The sequence below is a fragment of the Kribbella swartbergensis genome, from assembly GCF_054784135.1.
The window spans coordinates 143,978-167,907 of record NZ_BAAGPM010000007.1 but is presented as its reverse complement, the minus strand read 5'-3'; the positions used below and the strand labels follow the sequence as shown (position 1 = coordinate 167,907).

At 69.0% G+C, this 23,930-nt stretch carries 22 protein-coding genes, 1 tRNA gene and 2 pseudogenes; 18 read left to right on the top strand and 7 right to left on the bottom strand.

All coding sequences use genetic code 11. The features are described 5' to 3' along the window. Positions 1 to 4: 4 nt before the first annotated feature. The 11 genes and pseudogenes from ACYVOK_RS02305 to ACYVOK_RS02255 all read left to right on the top strand — a co-directional run bounded on the left by ACYVOK_RS02305 (position 5) and on the right by ACYVOK_RS02255 (position 11,606). Positions 5 to 1,246 (top strand): sensor histidine kinase, encoded by a 1,242-nt coding sequence (locus tag ACYVOK_RS02305; RefSeq protein ID WP_460660526.1) that lies wholly within the window; start codon positions 5 to 7, stop codon positions 1,244 to 1,246. 275 nt (positions 1,247 to 1,521) lie between these two features. Next, positions 1,522 to 1,866, top strand: a complete 345-nt coding sequence (locus ACYVOK_RS02300) for a YciI family protein (RefSeq protein ID WP_460660525.1) — start codon at positions 1,522 to 1,524, stop codon at positions 1,864 to 1,866. After that, on the top strand, positions 1,863 to 3,065 hold the full coding sequence (locus ACYVOK_RS02295) for an RNA polymerase sigma factor (protein ID WP_460660524.1): 1,203 nt from the start codon (positions 1,863 to 1,865) through the stop codon (positions 3,063 to 3,065). The genes ACYVOK_RS02300 and ACYVOK_RS02295 overlap by 4 nt, the downstream gene beginning before the upstream one ends. A gap of 966 nt (positions 3,066 to 4,031) precedes the next feature. Beyond that, on the top strand, positions 4,032 to 4,796 hold the full coding sequence (locus ACYVOK_RS02290; RefSeq protein WP_460660523.1) for a methylenetetrahydrofolate reductase: 765 nt from the start codon (positions 4,032 to 4,034) through the stop codon (positions 4,794 to 4,796). A 198-nt stretch (positions 4,797 to 4,994) separates the two neighbouring features. Beyond that, a pseudogene (locus ACYVOK_RS02285) lies at positions 4,995 to 5,222 on the top strand (4Fe-4S binding protein); the annotation flags it as partial. Between the two features lie 146 nt (positions 5,223 to 5,368). Beyond that, complete coding sequence (locus tag ACYVOK_RS02280) at positions 5,369 to 5,899, top strand: NADH-quinone oxidoreductase subunit J family protein (protein WP_460660522.1); 531 nt, start codon at positions 5,369 to 5,371, stop codon at positions 5,897 to 5,899. 1 nt (position 5,900) lies between these two features. Further along, a complete protein-coding gene (gene nuoK, locus ACYVOK_RS02275) occupies positions 5,901 to 6,227 on the top strand; it encodes an NADH-quinone oxidoreductase subunit NuoK (RefSeq protein WP_460660521.1) in 327 nt (108 codons plus the stop codon). Then, positions 6,224 to 7,987 carry an NADH-quinone oxidoreductase subunit 5 family protein gene (locus ACYVOK_RS02270; protein WP_460660520.1) on the top strand — a complete coding sequence of 588 codons (1,764 nt, stop codon included), beginning with the start codon at positions 6,224 to 6,226 and terminating at the stop codon, positions 7,985 to 7,987. Before nuoK ends, ACYVOK_RS02270 begins: the two co-directional genes overlap by 4 nt. Positions 7,988 to 8,012: 25 nt before the next feature. Next, positions 8,013 to 9,542: a complex I subunit 4 family protein gene (locus ACYVOK_RS02265; RefSeq protein ID WP_460660519.1), complete on the top strand. Its 1,530-nt coding sequence runs from the start codon at positions 8,013 to 8,015 to the stop codon at positions 9,540 to 9,542. Then, positions 9,539 to 10,990, top strand: coding sequence for an NADH-quinone oxidoreductase subunit N (locus ACYVOK_RS02260; RefSeq protein ID WP_460660518.1), 1,452 nt, complete (start codon positions 9,539 to 9,541; stop codon positions 10,988 to 10,990). Before ACYVOK_RS02265 ends, ACYVOK_RS02260 begins: the two co-directional genes overlap by 4 nt. A 109-nt stretch (positions 10,991 to 11,099) precedes the next feature. After that, the gene (locus ACYVOK_RS02255; protein WP_460660517.1) at positions 11,100 to 11,606 is read left to right on the top strand and encodes a hypothetical protein; all 507 of its coding nucleotides are present in this window, start codon (positions 11,100 to 11,102) and stop codon (positions 11,604 to 11,606) included. Here the strand turns inward: ACYVOK_RS02255 and ACYVOK_RS02250 are convergent. After that, positions 11,603 to 12,451 (bottom strand): arylamine N-acetyltransferase family protein, encoded by an 849-nt coding sequence (locus ACYVOK_RS02250; protein WP_460660516.1) that lies wholly within the window; start codon positions 12,449 to 12,451, stop codon positions 11,603 to 11,605. The genes ACYVOK_RS02255 and ACYVOK_RS02250 overlap by 4 nt on opposite strands. Before the next feature lie 84 nt (positions 12,452 to 12,535). On the opposite strand from ACYVOK_RS02250, the gene ACYVOK_RS02245 reads away from it, so the two are divergent. Together ACYVOK_RS02245 and ACYVOK_RS02240 are read left to right on the top strand one after the other, a co-directional pair. After that, positions 12,536 to 13,057: a GNAT family N-acetyltransferase gene (locus ACYVOK_RS02245; RefSeq protein WP_460660515.1), complete on the top strand. Its 522-nt coding sequence runs from the start codon at positions 12,536 to 12,538 to the stop codon at positions 13,055 to 13,057. 49 nt (positions 13,058 to 13,106) lie between these two features. Next, positions 13,107 to 14,126: a lactonase family protein gene (locus ACYVOK_RS02240; RefSeq protein WP_460660514.1), complete on the top strand. Its 1,020-nt coding sequence runs from the start codon at positions 13,107 to 13,109 to the stop codon at positions 14,124 to 14,126. On the opposite strand, the gene ACYVOK_RS02235 is transcribed toward ACYVOK_RS02240, so the two are convergent. Both ACYVOK_RS02235 and ACYVOK_RS02230 read right to left on the bottom strand, forming a co-directional pair. Beyond that, a complete protein-coding gene (locus ACYVOK_RS02235) occupies positions 14,123 to 15,241 on the bottom strand; it encodes a hypothetical protein (protein ID WP_460660513.1) in 1,119 nt (372 codons plus the stop codon). The genes ACYVOK_RS02240 and ACYVOK_RS02235 overlap by 4 nt on opposite strands. 83 nt (positions 15,242 to 15,324) lie before the next feature. Then, on the bottom strand, positions 15,325 to 15,807 hold the full coding sequence (locus tag ACYVOK_RS02230; protein ID WP_460660512.1) for a carboxymuconolactone decarboxylase family protein: 483 nt from the start codon (positions 15,805 to 15,807) through the stop codon (positions 15,325 to 15,327). A gap of 149 nt (positions 15,808 to 15,956) precedes the next feature. Here ACYVOK_RS02230 and ACYVOK_RS02225 point away from each other — a divergent pair, with 149 nt between their 5' ends. Continuing rightward, positions 15,957 to 16,847, top strand: a complete 891-nt coding sequence (locus ACYVOK_RS02225) for an RNA polymerase sigma-70 factor (protein WP_460660511.1) — start codon at positions 15,957 to 15,959, stop codon at positions 16,845 to 16,847. A 38-nt stretch (positions 16,848 to 16,885) separates the two neighbouring features. Beyond that, positions 16,886 to 17,605, top strand: a pseudogene (locus ACYVOK_RS02220) (phosphotransferase); the annotation flags it as partial. A 225-nt stretch (positions 17,606 to 17,830) separates the two neighbouring features. On the opposite strand, the gene ACYVOK_RS02215 reads toward ACYVOK_RS02220, so the two are convergent. Further along, a tRNA-Tyr gene (locus tag ACYVOK_RS02215) sits at positions 17,831 to 17,916 on the bottom strand. 82 nt (positions 17,917 to 17,998) lie between these two features. Here ACYVOK_RS02215 and ACYVOK_RS02210 point away from each other — a divergent pair. Both ACYVOK_RS02210 and ACYVOK_RS02205 read left to right on the top strand, forming a co-directional pair. Beyond that, the gene (locus ACYVOK_RS02210; protein ID WP_460660510.1) at positions 17,999 to 18,490 is read left to right on the top strand and encodes a YajQ family cyclic di-GMP-binding protein; all 492 of its coding nucleotides are present in this window, start codon (positions 17,999 to 18,001) and stop codon (positions 18,488 to 18,490) included. Between the two features lie 924 nt (positions 18,491 to 19,414). After that, positions 19,415 to 20,227 (top strand): phosphotransferase enzyme family protein, encoded by an 813-nt coding sequence (locus tag ACYVOK_RS02205; protein ID WP_460660509.1) that lies wholly within the window; start codon positions 19,415 to 19,417, stop codon positions 20,225 to 20,227. On the opposite strand, the gene ACYVOK_RS02200 is transcribed toward ACYVOK_RS02205, so the two are convergent. Then, a complete protein-coding gene (locus ACYVOK_RS02200; protein ID WP_460660508.1) occupies positions 20,208 to 21,443 on the bottom strand; it encodes a vanadium-dependent haloperoxidase in 1,236 nt (411 codons plus the stop codon). The two genes, ACYVOK_RS02205 and ACYVOK_RS02200, sit on opposite strands and share 20 nt — an antisense overlap. Positions 21,444 to 21,631: 188 nt before the next feature. Between ACYVOK_RS02200 and ACYVOK_RS02195 the strand changes: the two genes are divergently transcribed. Next, complete coding sequence (locus ACYVOK_RS02195; RefSeq protein ID WP_460660507.1) at positions 21,632 to 22,384, top strand: helix-turn-helix transcriptional regulator; 753 nt, start codon at positions 21,632 to 21,634, stop codon at positions 22,382 to 22,384. Between the two features lie 48 nt (positions 22,385 to 22,432). Here ACYVOK_RS02195 and ACYVOK_RS02190 read toward each other — a convergent pair whose 3' ends face one another. Both ACYVOK_RS02190 and ACYVOK_RS02185 read right to left on the bottom strand, forming a co-directional pair. Continuing rightward, positions 22,433 to 22,816: a hypothetical protein gene (locus tag ACYVOK_RS02190; RefSeq protein WP_460660506.1), complete on the bottom strand. Its 384-nt coding sequence runs from the start codon at positions 22,814 to 22,816 to the stop codon at positions 22,433 to 22,435. A 229-nt stretch (positions 22,817 to 23,045) separates the two neighbouring features. Then, a complete protein-coding gene (locus tag ACYVOK_RS02185) occupies positions 23,046 to 23,831 on the bottom strand; it encodes an AraC family transcriptional regulator (protein ID WP_460660505.1) in 786 nt (261 codons plus the stop codon). Positions 23,832 to 23,930 lie beyond the last annotated feature (99 nt).

Here is a 23,930-nt window from a genome sequence, read left to right as displayed (position 1 = left end):
GCGGATGAGCCTGCGGGGTCGGCTCACCCTCATCTACGGCGGACTGTTCATGGTGGCCGGCGTACTGCTGCTCGGTGTGACGTACGTGCTGTTCAGCCAGAACCTCGGTGGCGGCTACCGGGTGCTGGTGCAGGGCACGTACATCCATTCACCGTCGCCTCTTGCCAGTCCTACGCCGCTTACGAGTCCGACGCCCGTCACTAGTCCTGCGCCGAGGCCGCCGAACCAGCTGTTCGTGCTGAACAAGGACGGCGACGTACTGACCGGCCCGGCGGCCGAGCGGGTGATCCAGGAGCAGCGGGAGCAAGTCCGGCAGGCGGCGGTCGAGTCCCTGCTCACCCAGGGCAGCATCGCCTTGCTCGTCGTCGGCGGGCTTGCGGCCGGGTTCGGCTGGTTGGTCGCCGGACGCGTGCTGGCACCTCTGCACCGCGTCACCGAGACCGCACGGCGCATTGCGGCGTCTCCAGCGGCTCTGCACGAGCGGATCGCGCTGCGCGGGCCCGATGACGAGGTGAAAAACCTGGCTGACGCCTTCGACACGATGGTCGAGCGACTGGACCACTCGTTCGACGGCCAGCGCCGGTTCGTCGCCAACGCCTCACACGAGTTGCGTACGCCGCTCACGCTCGGCCGTGCCCTGGTCGAGGTCGCGATGCATCGCCGTACGGCGTCCGCCGACGTGAAGGAGCTCGGCGAGAGCCTGCTGACGATCAACGCACGGCATGAGCAGCTGATCGACGGGCTGCTGATCCTGGCCGACTCGGAGAAGCAGCTGACCGCGCGGTACCCGGTGAACCTGGGCGATGTCGTCAATCACGTCGCCGGCCAACTGTCGGCCGAGGCGTCGGCGGCAGGCGTTGAGCTGATCCGCGGTCCGGGCGATGCGCCGACGCAGGGTGATGCGCTCCTGCTCGAACGGCTCGTCCACAACCTGGTGGAGAACGGGATCCGGCACAACCTGCCCGAGGGCGACCGGTGGGTCCGCGTGATCAGCAGAACCGTCGGCGACCGGGTCGAGGTCGTGGTCACGAACACCGGTCCGGACATCCCGCCGTACGAAGTCGAGTCCTTGTTCAAGCCCTTCTACCGCCTCGGCGCCGAACGCCTCGTCGCCGGCAAGGGCGCCGGCCTCGGCCTCTCGATCGTCCGCTCGGTCGCGGAAGCCCACAACGGCACCGTGATCGCCACCCCCCGCCAAGGCGGCGGCCTGGAAATCAAGGTGTCGTTACCTGCCGATCCCGACTGAGAAAGGAACACCACCTACGGCGTCGGCTGCCTCGACCACTTTGGCGGTGGCTGCCTCGACCACCTTCGGCGCACGGATGACCGCCTACCGACCTCGGTGGACCCGTGCGTACCGACCGTTGGGGGGAGCCCGTCGTACCGACCCTCGGCGAAGCGCTGCGCCTGCTCCGGGCGGGACAACGCTCGGCGGGTGGTGGTGGAACTAGTCTGTCGTTGGCTGTCGATTCGGGGTGAGCGGGTTCGTTTAGGGGTGACAACACTCACCGGGAGGTCGCGATGAACCAGTACTTGCTCAGCATCTACCAGCCCGACGGGCCCGTGCCGGAGCCCGAGGTCCTCGAGCCGATCATGCGCGAGCTGGGTGCGCTGAACGAGGAGATGCAGGCGGCCGGCGTCTGGGTGTTCGCGGCCGGGCTGCACCCGCCGGAGACAGCGACCGTGCTCAAGGCGTCGGGTGACGAGGTGCTGGTGACCGACGGGCCGTTCACCGAGGGGAAAGAACACCTGGGCGGGTTCACCGTGATCGAGGTCGACGATCTGGACGCGGCCCTGAGCTGGGCGCGCCGATTGGCCAAGGTCCTCGAACCCCTGTCCATCGAGGTCCGGCCGTTCGCCACGTGAGCACGGACATCGCCGGTGTCTTCCGGGCCGAACACGGGCGTGCGGTCGCCGTACTGACGCGCGTGTTCGGCGACCTGGAGATCGCGGAGGACGCCGTTCAGGACGCGTTCGCCGCGGCGGTGGAGAAGTGGCCGCAGACCGGCGTACCGCCGAGTCCGGCCGGCTGGATCATCACCACCGCCCGGAACCGGGCGATCGACCGGCTGCGGCGCGAGTCGATACGCGAGGACAAGCACGCCCAGGCGGCGCTGCTTCACGCCGAGACCGAACCGGTGGAGGAGGGCGCTGTGCAGGACGACCGCCTTCGCCTGATCTTCACCTGCTGCCACCCGGCGCTGGCGCTCAACGTCCGGGTCGCGCTGACGCTGCGGATGCTCGGCGGCCTCACCACCGCCGAGATCGCCCATGCGTTCCTGGTGCCGGAGCCGACGATGGCGCAGCGACTGGTCCGCGCCAAGGCGAAGATCCGCGCCGCCGGGATCCCGTACCGGGTGCCGTACGAGGCCGACCTGCCCGAGCGGGTCCGCGGCGTTCTCGCCGTCGTCTATCTGATCTTCAACGAGGGGTACGCCGCCTCGTCCGGCGAATCCCTCGTCCGCGACGAACTGTGCGCGGAGGCGATCCGCCTCGGCCGCCTGCTGGTCGAGCTGATGCCCGACGAACCCGAGGCAGTCGGCCTGCTCGCCCTGATGCTGCTCCAGGCGTCGCGCCGTCCGGCCCGCGTACGCCCCGACGGCTCACTGGTGCGCCTGGCCGACCAGAACCGGACACTCTGGGACCGCCGCCTGATCGCCGAAGGTCACGACCTGGTACGGCGCTGCCTGCGCCGGAACCAGCCCGGTCCGTACCAGCTCCAGGCCGCGATCAACGCCGTACACACCGACGCAGCCTCCGCCGCGGAAACCGACTGGCGCCAGATCCTCCAGCTCTACGACCACCTGCTCACCGTCGACCCCACCCCAGTCGTCGCCCTCAACCGAGCCGTCGCCATCGCCGAGGTCCACGGCCCAGCCGCTGCCCTCCAGGTCGTCGACGACCTCGACCTAGGCTCCTACTACCTCTTCCACGCCATCCGCGCCGACCTCCTGACCCGCCTCAACCGCCCCACCGAGGCGCGAGCCGCCTACGAAGCCGCCCTGACCCTCACCACCAACCAGACCGAACAGGCCTTCCTCCGCACCCGCCTCGCCGATCTGTAGGCGGTGGGATTTGGAGATGCAGAGGTACTGAGATGGAGGAGTAATGGGGTCGAGCCCACGCGTGCTACGCGGCCGTTCCTCGTCGCTCCGCTCCTCGTCAGACCGCTACGCCCGCTCCCACCCACCCCCCGGCTTATCGCCGTTGCATCCTGCCGGCTGCCGCCGGACCTACGCGCTGCCGCGCGCCCGACCGCCTCGTGCTGCCGGGTGTTGTGGTGATCGAGTGAGCCCACGCGTGCTACGCAGCCGTTCCTCGTCGCTGCGCTCCTCGTCAGCCCGCTACGCCCGCTCCCACCCACCCCCCCCGGCTTATCGCCGGTGCATCCTGCCGGCTGCCGCCGGACCTGCGCGCTGCCGCGCGCCCGACCGCCTACTGCTGCCGGGTGTTCTGGTGATCGAGCGGCCCCACGCGTGCTGCGCAGCCGTTCCTCGTCGCTGCGCTCCTCGTCAGCCCGCTACGCCCGCTCCTACCCCCCCCCGGCTTATCGCCGGTGCAATCCGGCCGGCTGCCGCCGGACCTACGCGCTGCCGCGCGCCCCGACCGCCTCGTGCTCTGGTGATGGAGCGGGTCGCGGTGACCGCTGACACTGTCGGGCGGCGAGATATCTCCACCAGCCGCGGGGTCTGCCAAACGGGGACCACACGGGCGCCTCCTGGTCGTGCATGGATGCCGGAGAGCTGTCCGGAGAATCGCACCTGCGCTCCAGGGATAGGACGCCACGATCCTCGTCGCCAGGAGCTCCAGGGCGGGCGTCCGCCCAGGTGGTCGAAGGCGAGCGATAGCGAGCAGACCGCGGGCGGCAGCCCGCCAGGTGCCGGCGGCAGCCGGCACGGGAAACCGCGACAGCCGGGGGCGGGTGGGAGCGGGCGTAGCGGGCGCGACGAGGAGCGCGCGACGAGGAGTGGCCGCGCAGCACGCGTGGGCTAGACCCCAGTACCTGTCCAAACGTTCAGTAGGGTCGGGGGATGGCTGGGGACGGGTTCGAGCTGGTGTGTGAGGTGGAGCCGCCGACGCGGCCGGATTTGAAGCGGGTGCGGCATCAGATCGGGGTGATGAGTCCGATCGCGGATGCGTTCCTGATCCCGGACAACCACATCGGCCGGGCGACTGTGTCGAGTGTGGCGGTGGCGAACGAGGTGCAGGCGATGGGGTCGCGCGGGATCGCGTGCCTCAACTCGCGGGACCGGAACCTGCTCGGTTTCCGCCGCGACCTGCTCACGGCGGCGGCGTACGGCGTCGAGCAGTTCCTGTTCGTGCACGGCGACGACCCGGCCGAGGGGGCGCGGACCAGTCAGCTCACCGTTCGGACCATGATCGAGCAGGCGCGCAGTACGTCGTACCCGGGCTGCAACCCGTTCAAGGTCGGTGCCACTACCCGGCTGCGGCCGGTGCCGCGCTGGAAAGCAGAGGCCGACTTCCTCTACGTGCAGGTCAGCTACGACCTGGACGAGCTGCTGCGCTGGCGGGACAGCGTCGAGCTGGACATTCCGGTGTACGCCGGGGTGATGGTGCTCGCCAGCGCGAAGATGGCCCACAACCTGGCCGCTCTGCCCCAGCTGAGCATCCCGGACACACTGGTCGAGGCGGTCGAGCGGGACCGGGACGCCGGCGTGGACCACGCCTGCGAGCTGATCCTGAGGGTCCGTGACTCGGGTGCCTTCGACGGCGTTCACCTGATACCGGTCAGCCGCTACCGCGAGGTTGCCGCCCGCCTGGAAAGGGAACTGTGACGCCGGGTCGCACCGGATCGGGCCGGAACCGACTAGTGTCCTGCTAACAGGGCCCTACTGACGACAGGAGGAGGCGTGGGCGTACCTGGCAAGGGGCTGATCGAGGGGCTCAAGGTCACCGCCAAGACTCTGGCCCGCCGCTCCGTCACCGAGCAGTACCCCGATGTCCAGCCGGAGCTGCCGCCGCGGACCCGGGGCGTGATCGCGCTGCTGGAGGAGAACTGCACGTCCTGCATGCTGTGCGCCCGGGAGTGTCCGAGCTGGTGCATCTACATCGACTCGCACACCGAGACCGCGCCGTCGGTCGGTGAGCAGGCCCGCGAGCGCAGCCGGAACGTGCTGGACCGGTTCGCGATCGACTTCAGCCTGTGCATGTACTGCGGCATCTGCATCGAGGCCTGCCCGTTCGACGCGCTGTTCTGGTCGCCGGAGTTCGAGTACGCCGAGACCGACATCCGCAACCTGACCCACGAGAAGGACCGCCTCCGCGACTGGATGTGGACGGTCCCGGCACCTCAGCCGATCGACCCCGGCCCGGCCGTCACCGCCTCGGAGCCCTCGGAGGACGAGGCGTGACAACAGCCCTCTTCTCCGTCGCCGGGGTGGTGGCGGTGATCGCTTCCGTCATCGTCGTGACGTCTCGCCGGATCGTGCACGCCGCCCTCTGGCTGGTTGTGGCGCTCGGCGCGGTCGCCGGCTGCTTCGGAGCCCTGCACGCCGAGTTCGTCGCGCTGGTCCAGATACTGGTGTACGTCGGCGCGATCGTCGTACTGGTGCTCTTCGCCCTGATGCTGACGAAGGCACCGACGAATCCGCTGCCCGAGCTGACGACGGGTCGCAGCCCGTTCGCAGCGGTGGTCGCCGCCGTCCTGGCTCTGATCCTCGGCGCCGGAGTGGTGATTGCCTTCGGCAACGAGAAGATCGAGTCGGTGCCGGACGGATCGGCGGAAGCCGTCGGGACAGCGGTCTTCAAGACCTGGGTGCTGCCCTTCGAGGTCCTGTCCGTGCTCCTGCTGGCGGCGTTGATCGGCGCGATCGCCTTGTCCCAAAGGAAATTGTCGGAAGGCTCTGACAAGGTGTCGTCCTCGGGGAAGGAGGACTGACATGCCGTTGATTCTCCCGCTGCTGCTGGCGGTCGTGCTGTTCTGCATCGGCGTGTACGGCGTGCTGGCGCGGCGCAACGCGATCACGCTGCTGATGTCCTTCGAGCTGATGCTGAACGCGGTGAATCTCAACCTGGTCGCCTTCGACGCCTGGCGGCTCGACGGCCTCGCCACCGGCCAGACGCTGGCGGTCTTCGTGATCACCCTGGCCGCCGCCGAGATCGGTCTCGGCCTGGCGATCGTCTTGCTGCTCTTCCGCGGTCACGGGCACGTCGACGCGGACGCGGCGCGCGACCTGGTCGAGCAGGAGAAGGGCGCGGCCACGTGATCGCGACCGCATGGCGCGTGGCCGGCGTCGGCTTCTCGCTGCTCGTCGTCCTGATGGCCGGTCTGCTGTACGGCGCCGAGCCCGAACAGGCCTCGTTCCTGAACTCGTCGATCGACGGGCTGACGCTCGGCTTCGCCGTACGCACCGACGACCTGACCGTGCTGCTGCTCGCGGTGGTCGGGGTGATCGCGACGTGCGTCCAGGTCTACTCGCTCGGCTACCTGCACCAGCGTGCGGCGTCGTACCACGCTCTGGTCACTCTGTTCACCGCGGCGATGGCGACGGTCGTGGTCGCGGACAGCCTGTTCCTGCTGCTGATCGGGTGGGAGGTGATGGGCGCCTGCTCGTACCTGCTGATCGGCCACTACTGGGAGCGCCGGGACGCCCGGTCCGGCGCGGTCAAGGCGTTTCTGATGACGCGGCTCGGCGACGTCGGCTTCCTGTTCGGCATCTTCGTCCTCGGCGTCGGCGCAGGCACCTTCCGGATCTCGGAACTGGATCCTGCGCAGATCTCGCCTGGGGTGCTCACCACCGGGACGCTGCTGCTCCTGGTCGGCGTGGTCGGCAAGTCGGCCCAGGTGCCGTTGCAGACCTGGCTTCCGGACGCGATGCCGGGTCCGAGCCCGGTCAGCGCGCTGATCCACGCCGCGACGATGGTTGCCGCCGGCGTCTTCGTGATCGCCCGGCTGTACGACGTCTTCGCGGCGTCCGGGACCACGTTGACCGTGCTGGCGATCGTCGCTTCGGTGACGATGCTGTTCGCCGCACTGTGCGCGATGGCCGCGGTCGAGGTGAAGCGGGTGCTCGCCTGGTCGACCGTGAGCCAACTGGCGATCATGTTTGCCGGATTGTCCTTGGGTACTGCGGACGGTCGCCACGCAGCGCTCTTCCACCTGGTCACCCACGCCGCGTTCAAGGGGCTGTTGTTCCTCTGCGCCGGCGTCCTGCTCCACCAGGTCGGCAGTGCGGCTTTCGTCGTACTGCGTCGCTACACGCGTCGCGGCCGGTTGCGGAAGGCATTGCCGGTCACGTTCGTCACGATGACGGTCGGTCTGGCCGCGTTGGCGGGCGTACCCGGGTTCGCCGGGTTCTTCTCGAAGGACACGGTGGTCGAGGCGGCCTGGCATCACGCGCGGGACGGTTCGGTCGTTGGCTGGGTCGTGCTGGCATCGGTGTGCCTGACCGCGGCCTTGACCGCGTTCTACTGCGTGCGGATGTGGCTGTGGGTGTTCTTCCGCACGCCCGCGGTCGCCGGTGCGCTGGGCGCCTTCGAGGACGACGACTCGATGGCCGATCTCGACGAACCCGACACGTCCAAGCTCCGCGACGCGCCGTGGGTCATGCTGTCGCCGCTGGTCCTGCTCGCCGTCGCGTCGATCGTCCTCGGGTACGTCGACGGCGTGCATCTCAACTGGATCGTCGGGCTGGTGACGACCGTGCTCGTCCTGCTCGGTGCGTTGCCGGCGTACTCGCTGTGGTCGCGCGGTGCGGATCCGCGGCCAGTGGTGCTGGAGCGCGAGTTCGGGCTCGACACGTTGTACGACCGGATGTTCGCCGCACCGGCTCGGTGGCTGGCGCGGCTGACTGTGGCCGGCGATGACGATGTGATCGGGGCTTACGTCCGGGCCACGGGACGCACGGGGACCCTGGCGTCACAGGGCTTCCGGCGGTTGCAGACCGGGAACGTGCAGACGTATCTGACCGCGGCCGTGGTCGGCGTGGTCGCCTTGGCGGTGCTGGCCGGGGTGATCGGCTCGTGAGCTTCTTGGCTGAGGTGGTGAGCTCGTGAGTGCGATTCTGCTCGGAATCCTTGCGTTGCCGATCCTTGCGGCCCTGGCGTTGTGGGCGATTCCGGCGGCGATCGGCGACCGGCTGGCCGCGCAGTACGGTTCGGTGATCTCGGGGCTGGTGCTGGTCGGATCGCTGCTGCTGTGGCCGCGGACCGAAGGCTGGTTCGCCTACACGCCGTTGCAGAACGAGGTCCTAGGCGACGATGCCCGGCCGCTGCAGGCGGTGACCGACGTGCCGTGGATTCCGTCGCTCGGCGTGCGGTTCCACGTCGCGGTGGACTCGATCTCGATGCCGCTGATCGTGCTGACCGCGCTGCTGACGTTCCTGTGCTGCCTGTACTCGTTGCGGATCACGCCGCGGGTCGGCCGGACCAGGTCGCTGATCGCGCTGCTGCTGGTGATCGAGGCCGGCGTGATCGGCACCTTCTCCGCGATGGACCTGGTGCTGTTCTTCGTCTGCTTCGAGATCGTGCTGATCCCGATGTGGCTGGTGATCGACATCTGGGGTGACGACCACGACCCGGCCGGGCGGCGGCGGGCGGCGACGACGTTCGTGCTGATGACCGTGCTCGGCTCGGCGCTGATGCTGCTGGGCTTCCTGCTCGTGTACCGGGAGGCGGGGACGTTCGACATCGTCCGGCTGACCAACTCGCCGGTGCTCGGCGGGCACGGTGTCCCGTTGGCCGCGGCGGTCCTGATCGCGGTCGGGCTGGCGGTGAAGGTGCCGCTGTGGCCGTTGCACATCTGGCTGCCCGACGCGCACGCGAAGGCGCCGACGGTCGGGTCCGTCCTGCTGGCCGGTGTGCTGCTGAAACTCGGCACCTACGGCCTGATCCGGATCCTGCTCCCGGTGCTCCCCGATGCGACCGTCACGATAGCGCCGTACCTGGCCGGGTTCTCCACCGTCGCGATCATCGCCGGGTCGCTGGCGTGTCTGGCGCAGACCGACGTGAAACGGCTGATCGCGTACTCGAGCGTCGGCCACATGGGCTTCATCGGGCTCGGCATCTCCACGCTGTCGCCGGCCGGTCTGCGCGGCGCGCTGTTCGCGAACATCGCGCACGGGATCATCACCGGCCTGCTGTTCTTCCTGGCCGGTGCGATCAAGGACCGGCACGACACCAGCGACCTGCGGGTGATCGGCCGGGCGCTGTACGCGCGGCTGCCGCGGATCGGTGCGCTGCTGACGTTCGCCAGCCTGGCGTCGCTCGGGTTGCCGGGGCTGGCCGGGTTCTGGGGCGAGATGCTGGTCCTGCTCGGCGCCTACGACCCGAGCGACCTGTTGCCTCGGACCACCTATCTGGTGCTGATGGTGGTCGCCGGGCTCGGGACCGTGCTCACCGCGGCGTACTTCCTCCGGCTCGTTCGCAACCTGTGCCAGGGTGATCCGGCCGAGAATCCGGCCGCCGCCTTCGCGGTCGATCTGAGCCGGATCGAACTGATCACCTGGACGCCGCTCGTCGTCCTGACCGTCCTCCTCGGGGTCTGGCCCGGCCTCCTTCTGCATCAGTGGGGGAGCCTGTGACCCTGACCTGGACTGAATGGCAGGCGATCGCCGTACCGTTGGTGCTTGCCTTGGGCGCGGTCGCCGTACTGCTGATCGACGGGTTCTGGCGGAGCGCGCCGGCGCAGTTGCGGCACACGGTGGTGACGCTGCTGACCGGGGCGGTGATCCTGTTCGGGCTGGTGTTCGTCTGGGCCCAGCGGAACGAGGTGAAACCGGCGTTCTGCCGTGCGGCGGTCGAAGGGCCGGCCGAGTGCAGCCTGGTGTTCGAGCCCTTGACCGCGGGGTTGTGGGCGGTGCTGCTGATCGGCGGGCTCGGCGTCGTCGGGCTGTCGGCGTACCGGCTTCTCGCCTCGGACATCCCCATCGGTGAGTACCACTTCCTGTTGCTCAGCGCCCTCGTCGGGGCCACGGTGCTCGCCGGGGCCCGCGATCTCGCCACGGTCGTGATCGGCCTGGAGGTCGTGTCACTGCCGAGCTTCGCCATGGTCGCGTTGCGCCGGGACCGGCGCGGATCGGAGGGTGCGCTCAAGGCGTTCCTGGTGTCGGTGCTGTCGACCGCGGTGATGCTGTTCGGGATCTCCTACCTGTACGGCGTGACCGGTTCGCTGTACCTGACCACGATCGCGAACCGGCTCAGCGGGCTCGAACCGGACCTGCGGCGGGTCGCGTTCGCGGCCGGGCTGTTCGTGATCGTCGGGTTCGGCTTCAAGATCGCGGCCGTGCCGTTCCATGCGTGGCTTCCGGACACGTACGTCGGGGCGCCGGTCGAGGTGACCGCGTTCCTGGCGGTGGTGTCGAAGTCCGCCGGTGTCGCCGGTCTGCTGGTGCTGGTGACGAGCGGGATCGCGCCGAACGGATCGGACCTGCGCACCGTCGTCGCCATCCTCGCCGCGGTGACGATGACCGTCGGCAACCTGGCCGCGCTGCGCCAGGTGGAAGCGGTCCGGCTGCTGGCCTGGTCGTCGATCGGTCAGGTCGGTTTCCTGCTCGCTCCACTGGCGGTCGGTGACGCGCAGGCAGTCGTCGGGTATCTGGCGGCGTACGTCGTGGTGACGTTGGGCGCCTTCGGTTCGGTCGCCGTGGTGCAGCGGCACCGGCCGGGCGGACTGCTGTCGGACTACCGCGGCATGGTGCGGTCCGAGCCGGGGCTCGCGGTCGCGTTGATCTTCTTCCTGGTCGTGCTGGCCGGTCTGCCGCCGGGGCTGGCCGGATTGTTCACCAAGTTCGCCGCGTTCCAGGCGGTCATCGACGCGCATCTCGGCTGGCTCGCGATCGTAATGGCGGTCAACGTGATGATCGGGCTCGCGGTCTACCTGCGCTGGGTCGCGGAACTGTTCCGGCTGCCCGCCGAGGACCCGTTCGCGGTCGACATCGAGACCCCGGCCGTCGCGATGATCTCGTTGTGCGCGGCGACCGCCGTCGTAGTCTCCATCCTCCCCAGCACCCTCTTCGCCCTCGCAACGTGACACCCGGCAGTCCGTGGATGCGCGACCGCTCGGCCACAGCCTTGCGGAGACGTGACATCTTGCGGACAAACCCGCTCGGCTCGCCCTCCCGCTGCCTAGGGTTGTCCAGGTGATCGCACGCGGATTCCTCGGCCTGGTGGCTGTGCTGGCTCTGACGGCCTGCTCGTCCGGCGACGACACGTCCACAGACGGGGAATCCCCGGCGACGGCACCCTCGTCCGCGTCGTCTCCGCCCGAACAGTCGCTCACGCCCGGACAGTCGCTCACGCCCGGACAGTCGCCGACGACGGGGGAGCCGTCCTCGACCCCGGTGCAGCCGTCGACTCCGGCCTTGCCGGCCGCGAAGGACGGTCAGAACTACGCGGCCTGCGCCGATGGCAACTGCGAGGTCCTGATCCGCCGGACAGCCGCCCTCACCATCGACGGGAAGAAGGTGACCGCGACAGTCACGGACGGATACGTCCGGCTCGTCCACCGCGGCGCCGACGCGTTCGACGTCGGCGTCAGCGGCGGCGGGGCAACCAGTTGGGGCGATTCCGGTGGTCCGCTCCACACCCTGACCGTCAAAGCCGCGGAGGGTTCGGACGCCATCCTCGTCCTCCGGACAGCCGGTTAAGCGGGCTGTTTGGCGAGGAACTCCTGGTACTGCGACCAGACGCGACGCCAGAGGTGGTCGCGGCGGGTGGCGTCGAGGTGGGGGAGCGGTAGGTAGAAGACGTCGGCCAGGGTCCCGAAGTAGTCGGCCGGGTTGTCGATGATGGTCCGGTCGACCCGGTCGGCGAAGGTCTCCGTCAGGCCGACGGCACGCAGTACGACGACCGACTTCGGCTTCCGGCGGAAGGCGGAGGCGAGGCGGACGAAGGGGGAGTCCGGACCCACCGACAAACGGGCGTGCTGCGCGGCGAAGGCGTCCAGGCCCACCGCGGCGGATTCGAAGTCCATCCCGACCAGGCTGCTGCGCGGGTCGTGGTCGAGCCGCCAGCCGTCGACCTTCTCGGAGGCGCGCAACCGCAGGTCGAACGGTTCCTGATGATCGTCGCCGGCCTCCAACGGCATCGGCGTCACGAGTCCGTCACCCATACCGACGTCGACAAGCCACTCCCGCTCGGGATCCTCGATCAGACCGCTCACGGTGAGCACCATGTGGCTCCCGTCCACGATGCCCGGGTGGTTCGGAGTCTGTACGCCGCCGCGATGCATCTCCACCCGGTAGCCGAGCTGGGTCAGCAGCAGCGCGAAGGTTCCGTTGAGCTGGAAGCAGTAGCCGCCGGTCTCCCGCGCGATGATCCGCTTGGCGACGTCCTCCGGATCGAGCGGTCCACCCTCGCCGAACTGGTACTGCACCGTCTCGTAGGGCACCGTGTCGACGAACGCCTGGTGCAGCTGCGACAACGCCTCCAGCCGGGGCGGGCCGTCGTACCCGGCGATGCCGATCCGCTGCAAGAACCCCTCCGTGTCCACCCGCGTGAGGCTAGCTGCAACGTCGTGCCGCCGCTACCGGGTTGCACCTTCCGGCAATTGTCGAGGCACGGCAGGATTCACCGAGTGATCGACGTACTCGACGCCCAGCAGTCGCTCCAGGTCGCGCCCGACCTGGCCGCCGTCTACCTGTCCGCCTTCGGGGCGCCCGGGTACGACGAGGACGCCGCCAGGGCCGAGCAGTTCGGGAACGAGCAGTTGCCCCTGCACTCGCAACGCGATGGGTTCAAGCTCGTGGTGGCCAGGGCGGACGACCGGATCGTCGGGTTCGCGTACGGGTTCACCGGGCAACGCGGCCAGTGGTGGTCGGACCGGCTGGTGGAGACCGCTCCGGCGGAGATCGTCGACGAGTGGGTCGGCGGTCACTTCGAGTTCGTCGAGCTGGCGGTGGCGGTCGAGGCACAGGGTCGAGGGGTCGGCTCCGCGCTGCACGACGTACTGATGGCTGATCTACCGCACGAGAAGGCGCTGCTGGCGACGTACACCGATGATCGGCCCGGCCCCAGGCTGTACCGGAGGAAGGGCTGGCAGGTGCTGGTCCCGGACCTCGGATGGGGGTCCGCGCTCTACGGTCTGCGAATGCGCTGAGTTTCGGATACGGGATGCCGCTGCAACCGTGACCTGGCAGGGTAGGGCCATGACTTCTGAGCGGATCTATGTCGGGAGCTACACGAGTCAGCCGGGCGGTGGCGAGGGCATCGGGTTCGGGCCGCTGGACGGGATCGGGCTGGTGGCAACCACCACCGATCCGTCCTTCCTGGTCAGGTCCGCGGACGGTCGGTTCCTGTACGCCACGAACGAGACCGAGAACGGCAGCGTCAGCGCGTTCGCGATCCAGGGGGACGGCCGACTCGAGCTGCTGAACGAGCAGCCGACCAGCGGCGACCACCCGTGCCACCTGGACATCGACCCGTCCGGCCGGTTCCTGCTGTCGGCCAACTACACCTCCGGCTCGGTCGCGATCCACCCGATCGCGGCGGACGGCTCGCTCGGTGAGGCGACCCAGGTCCTGCAGCGCGAGGGCACCGGGCCGAACAAGGAACGTCAGGAGGGCCCGCACGCGCACCAGATCGCGTTCGACCCGTCCGGCACCTACACGCTCGACGTCGACCTCGGCTCGGACAGCGTCTACGTCTCCACGCTGACCGAGGACGGGCGGCTCGAGGAGGTGGACCGGCTGCACGTCCACCCAGGCGCGGGACCGCGGCACCTGGTCTTCCACCCCACCGCGGGCGCGGCGTACGTGATCAACGAGCTCGACTCGACGCTCAGCGTGTGCAGCTACAGCGACGGCAAACTGCGGATCGTGCAGACCGCGTCGACCCGGCCGGCCGACTCGCCCGGAGAGAACTTCCCGGCCGAGCTGCTGATCTCGGCCGACGGCCGCCGCCTGTACGGCTCCAACCGCGGCGACAACACCATCGCGGTCTTCGCCGTCGCGGCGGACGGCCTCACGGTCGAACTCGTCCAGACCATCGACTCCGGCGGCAACTGGCCCCGGCACCTTGCCTTCAGCAACGACGGGTCCCGGCTCTACGCCGCCAACGAGCGCTCCGACACCATCGCCACCTTCGTCGTCGACGCCGAGGACGGCACCCTCATCCCCGCCGGCGCCCCAGCAACCTGGCCGAAGCCGGTCTGCATCCTGCCGGTCTAGGACTTCGCGGCGACGTACAGGCGGAGGATTGTGTCGTAGTCGATAATTTCGACGGCCGTTGCGGAGGCCAGTTCGGCGGCGGGGACGGTCTGGTGGGAGCCGATCACCAGCAGTTTGCGGGGGTCGCTGACGTCGACGCCGTACTTCGTCTGGACGAACGCGCGGTTCTCCGGCGTTTTGAAGTACTCGTCGTACCGGGCGAGCTGGGCGGTGCCTTCGGCGACCGTCGTCGTACGCCGGTGCTTCTTGCCGGCCTCGCGGAGCGGCAGGCCGAGGTCGCCGACGATGTGGCTGCCGTCGGCGCGCTCCAGGATGAAGTCCGGCGTGAGCGCGGCCTGATCGGTTGCCTCACCGTCGCGCCACTCGAGCAGCGGCCGCTGGATCAGCCGGCTCGCGTCGAACGCCGTGACCAGGATGTCCTCGTGCTCGCTCAGGAACGCCTCGGGGGTGGCATTCTGCAGGCCGTGCGCGAGGTACGTGCTGGTGAAGGCCTCGCTCTTCAGGCCCGCATCGCCCTTCGGCGCGCTCACGGTGCCGATCGGGTCGAGGTGGGGAGCGGCGCCGACAAAGTTCCGCACAAAGTCCAGGTACCGGTCGGCCGGCTCCGAGCGGTGGATCGCCAGCGCGAAGAACGTCCAGTGGAGCCGGATCGACGGACCGGCGGTGTGCACGAGCAGGGCCCGGTCGAACGTCGAGTAGTTGCCCGGCGCGAACCCGAGCAGCTGCTCGCCCGGACCGACGTACTCCGTGCCCAGGATCTTCAGAGCGCTCGGGAACCTGGCGTCGAGTTCACGACGGCCGGCCTGGGTGGCGACGGTGGCGTCCTTGACGATGTTCTCGCCGGGGAGCGGGAGCACCGGCTTGCCTTCGGCGAGACCGAAGTACTCCTCGATGCTGTTGGCCTTCTGCCGCCGTACCTCGAGGCGGTACTCGCGGCTCACACCGACCAGTTCGAGGATGTTCCAGTCCGGGGTCTCGGTGAGAAGCATGATGCGCGGGTACAGCAGCTGGCCCGGCAGTTCGCCGGCGTGACTGGTCGGCAGATGCTCACTCACACTGCGCAGGTGATCTCCCCAGAACTGAGTGTTCACCTTCACGAACTCGGTCGGTTTCAACGCGCGCTCCTCTCGGCCTCGTCGGTCTTCAGAGCAAACCACGGCCCGGCCCGCGGCTATTCCGCCGGGCCGCGCCGCGCCGGTCAGTTGCTCGCGAAGGACTCGTACATACCGGGCTCGTAGGAGCCGCCGGGGTTCTTGACGATCACCTGCAGCCGGTTGGCCGCATTGATCATGGCGACCAGCGAGACCAGTGCCGCGAGTTGGTCCTCGTCGTAGTGCTTGCACGCCTCGGCCCAGGTCTCGTCGGACACACCCTGGTGGGCGTCGGCGAGCCGGGTGCCCTCCTCCGCCAGCGCCAGCGCGGCCCGCTCGGCGTCGGTGAACACCGTCGCTTCGCGCCAGGTGGCAACCAGATGCAGCCGGACCGCGCTCTCGCCGGCCGCGGTGGCATCCTTGCTGTGCATGTCGGCGCAGGCACCGCAGCCGTTGATCTGGCTGGCGCGCAGGCTGACCAACTCCTGCGTCGACTTCGGCAGTGTCGACTGCTGGATCACCATCGCGGCGTTCGCGAGCCGCTTCGCGAGCTTGGAGGCGACCGGGTTCGTCATCAGGTTGAGTCGCATGAGGTCCTCATTCGTGAGTTCGTGAACTGTACGACCACGAGATGCCGGCGGGCCGATGGCTGTGACTGTGACGTGGAACACCGAACTCAGGTGTCACAGGGCGGCCGGATCCGGCGTCTCGTGCAGGAGACGGACGAGAGGATCGACCTATGAGCGAGCGCATGGATTCCGCCACCGAAGCCTTCGTCGCCCACCGCAACCTGCTGTTCACCGTCGCCTACGAGCTGCTCGGCTCGGCCGCCGACGCGGAGGACGTGCTGCAGGAGACCTGGCTGCGGTGGGTGGACGTCGACCTCGACGAGGTGCGGAACCAGCGCGCGTACCTGGTCCGGATCACCACCCGTCAGGCGCTGACCCGGCTGCGGACGCTCGGCCGCCGCAAGGAGTCGTACGTCGGTCCATGGCTGCCCGAACCGCTCCTCACCGCCCCGGACGTGGCCGAGGACGTCGAATTGGCTGACAGCGTCTCGATGGCGATGCTGCTGGTGCTGGAGACACTCACCCCGACCGAGAGGGCCGTGTTCGTGCTCCGCGAGGTCTTCGCCCTGGAGTACGACGAGATCGCCGAAGCCGTCGACAAGAGTCAGGACGCCGTACGCCAGATCGCGCACCGGGCCCGCAACCACGTCGCCGCCCGCAGGCCCCGCGGTGTCGTCTCCACGGCCCAGTCCCGGACCGCGGTCGCCGCCTTCAAGCATGCCATCGAGACCGGCGACCTGCGGGACCTCCTAGATCTGCTCGCGCCGGACGTCGTACTGCTCGGCGACGGCGGCGGGGTGAAGCAGGCCGTCCCACGGCCGGTCGCCGGCGCCGAGAAGGTCGCGCGTCTGCTGTCGGTCGGCCTCCCGAAGCTCACCGGCCGCGTCGCGGTCGACCCGGTCCAGATCAACGGCCACCCGGCCCTGATCGTCCGCATCGACGGCGAGGTCGACAACGTCATCGCTCTCCGCATCGACGACAACCTCGTCACCGGCCTCTACGTCGTCCGCAACCCCGAGAAGCTCTCCCGAGTCCTGGAAGAAACCCCAGTCACCCGCTGACCGTTGCGAGCGGACCTGGCCGGCGGCTAGCTTTCACTGTGAGGGAGAGCGCTCCGGCTGAGCGCCTGCGGACCTGGGCCGCCGGCGCCATCGGTGCCGGCGCGAGGGTAGTGAGGGTGCGTGCCTTGCACGCCGACCAAGGCCCCTGGCTCCTGTCCATCGAACACCGTGGTGTGCTGACGAACGCCGTACTGCGTGCTCCAACTCCACGGATCGACGCCGCGATGATCGCCACGGCCGCCGCCGCACTGGAGGTCGCCGAACGGCACGGCCTACTCGCGCCGAGGTTGATCGACGCCGACCTTCAGGCCGCTGTGGCCGGCGTACCGGCGACTCTCGAGACCGTGGTCCCGGGCACTGTTGAGTGGCCTCCATCAGAGGAACGGCTGCGAGCCGCCGGCGCCGCTCTCGCCGCCGTACACGCTGTCGAGATGAGACCACAGGAAAGCCTGCCGTTCCGGCCGCGGCCGATCACCGTGGACGACTTCGCCGCCGACCGCCGCAACCACCGCATGCCCACGACTCCGCTCCTGCGGGAGGCAGACGAACTGATCACGGCGTACGGCGCACCACCCTGCGAACCCGTCTTCGTCCACGGCGACGTCTGGCCCGGCAACCTCATCTGGAACGCTGCCAAGATCCCCGCACTCATCGACTGGAAGACCGCCGGCGTCGGCGCGCCCGGAGTAGACCTCGGCGAACTCCGCAAACAGGTCGCGATCACCTTCGGCCCAGACGCCCCCACCCACATACTCGCCGGCTGGCAACACGCAACCGGCACCGTCCCCGACCACATCCCCTACTGGGACGCCGTAGCCGCCCTCAACACCCCCCCAACTGAAAGGCCCAGCAACCACCCGCCGCAACATGTTCCTCCACCAAGCCCTCGCCGCCCTCGGCACCTGAGTCCCGGCGGGGTGGCAACCGGATATAACAAACCGCCTCTGAGCTGCGTTTTCGCAGGTCAGAGGCGGTTTTGGTGCTGGTGGCGGGTGCAGGGTTCGAACCTGCGTAGGCTAACGCCGACAGATTTACAGTCTGCTCCCTTTGGCCGCTCGGGCAACCCGCCGGGGTGGTGCCGGTACTAGGACCGGCGGGAGAGACGATACAACAGACAGTGCCCCTGACAGCAAATCGGAAAGGAACTGCCCATGGCATCGGAGTCCTCCTTCGACATCGTGAACAAGGTCGACCGTCAGGAGGTGGACAACGCCGTCAACCAGGCGGCGAAGGAGATCAGCCAGCGGTTCGACTTCAAGAACGTGGGCGCCGGCATCAAGTGGTCCGGTGAGTCGATCGACATGCAGGCGAACACCGAGGAGCGGGTGAACGCCGTACTCGACGTGTTCAAGGACAAGCTGGTCAAGCGGCAGATCTCGCTCAAGGGCCTGGAGGCGGACGAGCCGAAGCTGTCAGGCAAGGTGTACAAGATCAACGCCACGATCAACGCCGGGATCACCCAGGAGAACGCGAAGAAGTTGTCCAAGCTGATCCGCGACGAGGGTCCGAAGGGCGTCAAGGCGCAGATCCAGGGCGACGAACTGCGCGTGTCCAGCAAGAGCCGCGACGACCTGCAGGCCGTCCAGGCGCTCATCAAGAGCCAGGACCTCGACTTCGCCGTCCAGTTCGTCAACTACCGCTGAGCCCGGCGCGAGGACGCCGCCCGCGGGCAGAGCCGGCGTCCAGTACGCCGATGTAGTAGCCGCAGCCGGTGCCCTCGTCGTACGCCGGTCCACTCGGCGCTCAGGCTCGGCCGCCGTGCGGCGTGGTTGGTGCGGTGGTGTGCGGTGCGCCGTACGACGGTCCGCTGGGCGCTCAGGTTCGGCCGCCGGAGCGGCGTGGTTGGCGTGGTGGTGTTCCGGTACGCCGTACGACGGCGGCTGGCGGTTAGTCCGACGACCGGCCCGTTTACTCGGCGAGGCGGTCGGCTCGCGGCTTGCGCGGCGAAGGCCGGTACGCCAGAGGGACGGCCCGCCGGCGCTACTAGCCGGGCGAACGCGGCGCAGGCGGCGCGGTGGTCGGATGGGAGTGCGCGGCGCGATGGGTGATCGGGGTGCTGGGCAGAGGTCCGGCCGGCGGGTAGGTCGGCGGTAGACCCGGCGTACACGACCCGGTGGGATGACAGTCAGCGCGTGGTGTTTTCGGATGCCGGGCGTACGCGGCCCGGTGGGTGGACAGCCAGCGTGTCTGTGCCGCTGCCGGCTGCGTGGCACGGTGGTCGGGTCGCCTCGCCGTGGTTGGCGCGTGGTCGGCGGGTGGCTGGGGGGATGCTCGAGGTGGTGGGTGCTGAGGTCGGCCGCTGGCTGCCGGGTGGGGCTTGGGGGCTTGGCGTGGTGCGTGGGTCGGCGTGGCAACGGGGCGGTGCGAATCGGGTCGTCTTTGGCGGTGCGAATCGGGTCGTCTTTGGCGGTGGGGGCGGGCATGCTGGTGGGGTGGGTGAGACGTTGTTGCGGCGGTGGTTGGTTGAGGACTTTGGGCTGGAGGTGGGGGAGCTTTCGGCGGTTGCTCATGGGGCTGACGTTGGGGCGCAGGTTTGGAAGGCCGTTACGGTCACCAATGCGTACGCCGTGAAGTGGAGTGGCGCCGGGACCAACACCGGGCATCAGGTGGCGGCGTTCCTCGCGGATGGGGTGCCGGGTGTCCCTGAGCTTGTCCGGACTCTCGAAGGCGGTCTGTGGAGCTTTCACGGCAAGAAGCGGCTGACCGTCACGCCGTGGATCGATGGTGTCCGTGCGGCCGAGACCGGCCTGACGACAGAGCAGTGGACCGAGTACGGCGTACTCCTCCGCCGCGTGCACGAAGCAGAGCCGCCCGAACGACTCCGCAATGCGCTACCCCGCCGCAGCCCGGTCGACGCCCGCATCCCGGCGCTGGCCGAGCAACTCCAGACCAGGCTCACCACACATGAGCCAGAGGACGACCTCGAAGCCGAACTCGCCGCCGTCTGGCGAGAGCACCAGGACACCATCACCGGCCTGATCCACGTCAGACCGCCGGAGCCGAGTGGCGGCCCCAGAGTCGTCTGTCACGCCGACCCTCACCTCGGCAACGTCCTCGTCGACGGCCGGGTCCACCTCATCGACTGGGACGACGTCGTACTGGCGCCACGCGAGCAGGACCTGATGTTCCTCCTCGGCGGCATGGGCTCCCTGGGCCCCACCACTCCAGAGGAGCTGGCAGCCTTCTTCACCGGGTACGGCGACGTCGAGCCCGACCCGGACGCCGTCACCTACTACCGCCACGTCAGAGCCGTCGAAGACGTCGTGCTGTGGGCCGACCAGGCACTTACCGGGCCCGACCGCGAGGACTCCCTGACCATCCTCAGAGGAGTCCTCGGGCCCGGTGGTCTCGCCCAACTGGCTAATGAAGGCGTCGGATGACCCAGTTGGCGACGTCTGTGCCGAGCTGGTCGCCGTCCTGCATGGCGTGGCGGAAGTGGAGGCCGCACAGGATGCGGGCCTCGCGGACCTCAGCCCGGACCGCGGAGAGCCGAGTGTAGGAGCGCGTCGTACCAGTGACCTGGCTGTCGATCGTCAGCTGCAGCCTGTCGGTGTGGAAGTAGGCCTGTAGCGCTCGGGTGGCCGCAGCGGTGAAGCAGGCGTGGCCGGATGGGTAGTCCGGGTGGTTGGCGCCAAGCAGCGGTTGCCAAGTGGGGTCGGCCGTGGTGCGCGGGTTGCCGTCGGTGTCGGCACGCTGAATGGCGTGGACCGGTCGCCAGAAGCGGTAGTGGTACTTGGCGTCCCAACACGCGGTCAGGGCGTCGCCACTGGCCACGTGTACCAGCGCGAGCATCCGCGCTGCCTCGGACAGTGAGAGGTGCCGCTCGGCCGCCAAACGCAGCAGAGCGCGACTCCACTGCTGAGCCGCGTGCTCTGACCAGAACATCGCGGTCTCGGTCTGTACGGCGGTCCGCGTCGTACTGTCCTTGCGACCGAGAGCAGCCACTTCCGCGACATCACGCGCGTACCGCTTGCTGGTCACCGCGTCAGGACCGTCCGGACGGAACTGTCCGCGATACCGCAGTGTCAACGGCCTGACCTGTGTCAGGACCAGATCGACCGGTGAAGTCGCCGCAGTCGGCTCCCACACGCCCGGGCCGAGCTTGCGCTGCACGTACGGCACCTGGTTGGCCAGGCCGTCTCCAGACCGCCACTCCAGTACGGCGGCCGCCACCGCTCGCCCAAGCGCGATCCCACGAGTCTTGGCCCTCCCATCCGGCACACCGGCCAGGTAGTCGGCGTACGTGCCGTCGAGCGACACACCGGGCACCCGCGCCTTCAGAACGTCGTACGTCGCGGTGGCTACCGCGGACGCGGCAGACGCGTGCCGATCCGGGCGTACGGCGGCCACGTACGGCCGACCGTGTCCCAGACCCGCCACCGTGTCGGCGATCGCGATGTGCACGATCCCCAGCAGCAGCTCGGCACTGGCCGGCGGCCGGCCGGCGACAATCGCCTGCGTCGCCACCCGGCTCCAATCCAGTACCGGCGCGGCCGACCCTGGAGCAGAGCCCAGGGCGGCCTGTGACGGCCCGACTGCGCTGAACAGCAAGGTGGCCAGCAACGCCGGCCACCTCCACACACGTAGCGCTCTCATCGGGACCCCAAAGCGGCCGAAATGCGGGGCACCGGCAGGCGAGACAGCGGTTTCATGGGTTTCCTCCCCAATCGTGGAACTTTCCACGACCAACCGTCGCTGCGGCGGCTGTGTACCGGCCATACGCAGATCGACGTATTCGCGGGTCGCCGATCCGGGCTTAGCCTGGCTGCAGGGAGGGGTAAGTCATGGTGGAGCAGTTGACCGTCACCGAACGCGACCTGCGCAGGATGTTCGACGTGATCGAGCGAGGTCGGGAGGCAGGGCCCGAGGAGGTTTATCCGCGGGAGCTGATGCGAGCGCTCGCGGGGCTGATCCCGGCCGATGACATCACGTTCCAGATCAGCCGCCCGCTGGACCGGGAGTTCGTCGCCTGGGAGGAGGTCACTGCGCAGGACGTCGATCCCGGGGAGGGCTGGGAGGAGTTGTTCTGGCGGTCCTACTGGCACGACGAGGTGTGCAGCCGACCGCAACGCACCGGTGACTACGAGAGCATCTGGAAGGTCTCCGACTACCTGTCCACCCGTCAGCTCGCGAGATCACCGATCGGGGAGTGGTTCCGGGTGATCGGTGCACGGGCCGAGATCACCGTGCCGTTTCCGGCGATCGGAGCGGAGGACCGCCGGTTGCTGCTGTTCCGAGGACCCGGTCGCGACTTCACCGAACGCGAGCGGCTCCTGCTCCGGATGCTGCGGCCGCACTTCATCGAGGTCTACCGAGAGCAGGAACGCCGCCGGGCCGGGACCCCGGAGCTGACCAGCCGTCAGCTGGAGCTCTTGCGCCTCGTCGCGGCCGGGCACAGCAACACCCAGATCGCCCGCCGCCTGTTTGTTGCTGAAGGCACCGTTCGCAAGCACCTGGAGAACATCTACGAACGTCTCGGCGTCACCAGCCGCACCGCGGCCGTCGCCACCGCCTTCCCGCTGGCTCATTCGGCTTGACGCCGAGCAGCCCCGGCTCGCCGCAAGGACGAGCCGGGGCCGGCTGGACTACCCGGCGCAGAGTGCGAACGCGTCGGGAACCGCGGCGTCGATCGCTGCGAAGTTCAGGTACGAGATCGACGGTGTACCGGCATCGGCGCCCTTCTTCAGGGTGCCGCCGGCCATGGTGCCGTGGGTGTTGATCAGCGTGGACGGCGTCACCCCACCGGCGGTGGCGAGGTGCTGGATGCCTGCCTGGCACAGGCCGGGCAGGAACTCGCCCGCCAGCGTGCCGAACGACACCCAGTTGGCCGAACCCGCCATGCCCTGTGCCGCTCTGGCGTTCAGGTTCGTCTTGAAACAGAAGTGTGCGTTGGCCGGACCGGTGGCAAGTCCCACGATCGCGACCGCACTTGCTCCGGTCATGAGTGCACGGCGAAGCAGTTTGTTCATGGTGTTCCCCCATCCCCCACGCGGGCCGGACTGCCCGCGAATTGGAGCACTGTGTCAGGAGATCGCACCAGGTTCAAGATCACGAGTGATCACGCAGAGCTACAACTCACGCGTGCCGCATCCAGATACCGGGAAGATCGCCGACCGTGCCGTCCCTCGCGAGCGGCACACCCCAGCACCCGGCGATCCATCGCCTCCCGCAGTCGACCAGGTAGAACTCCCAGGCACGCTAACTCGTCGGCGCCGTACCCACCATCGCGTGACGGACGGCGCGGGGGGACGCGCCCAGTTCGCGGCGGCAGATCTTGTTGAAGGCCTGCAGATCCGGGATGCCCACCGACGCCGCGACCGCGGGGATCGACAGCGTCGAGGACACCAGCAGGTGACGGGCGCGGGCCATCCGGCGCCGGCGGATGTAGGCGATCACGGTCTGGCCGGTCTCGGCGTGGAAGAGGCGGGTCAGGTGGTTGTGCGAGACGCCGGCCACCCGCGCCAGCGCCGGGATCGTGAGCGGCTGGGCCAGGTTGGCCTCGATGTAGGCGACCGCCGCCGACACGGCCGGATGCGGCGCGGGCTCGGCACTCGACGAGGACCCGAGTTCCGCGATCCGCCACAGCGCCGTCCACACCTCGGCGGTCACCCGCGCCGACCCGGACGGAGACGCCTCCAGGGCTGATCGCAACATCTCGGCCAGCACCGGCGCGGACGACGCCGCGTCCTGGACGACGGGCAGGTGCGACGGCTCGCCGACGATCCGGGGCCGGAAGTGCACGTAGAGGTGCTCCGACCGGCCGCGGTAGTCGAACTGCACGAGAGCCCCGGCCGGAGTCAGGCTGACGTATCCGGGTGCCACGGCGTACGTCGTACCGTCGACCGTCAACTCGGCCGAATAGCTGTACAGGTGCAACTGCCACAGGTCCGGCAGCCGGAACACGTCGCGCAGACCGCGCACGCCGTGGATCCCCGCACCGACGTTGACAACCTCCGGGGGAGTCGTGAGGTGCAGTGCGACCATGGTGAGAAATTACCACCAATGGTGATCACAACCCACGCGAGCAAACGGCGTCCCAACCTAGCCTTGTGGAGTAGTTACCACTACCCCCGAGAGGGAGAC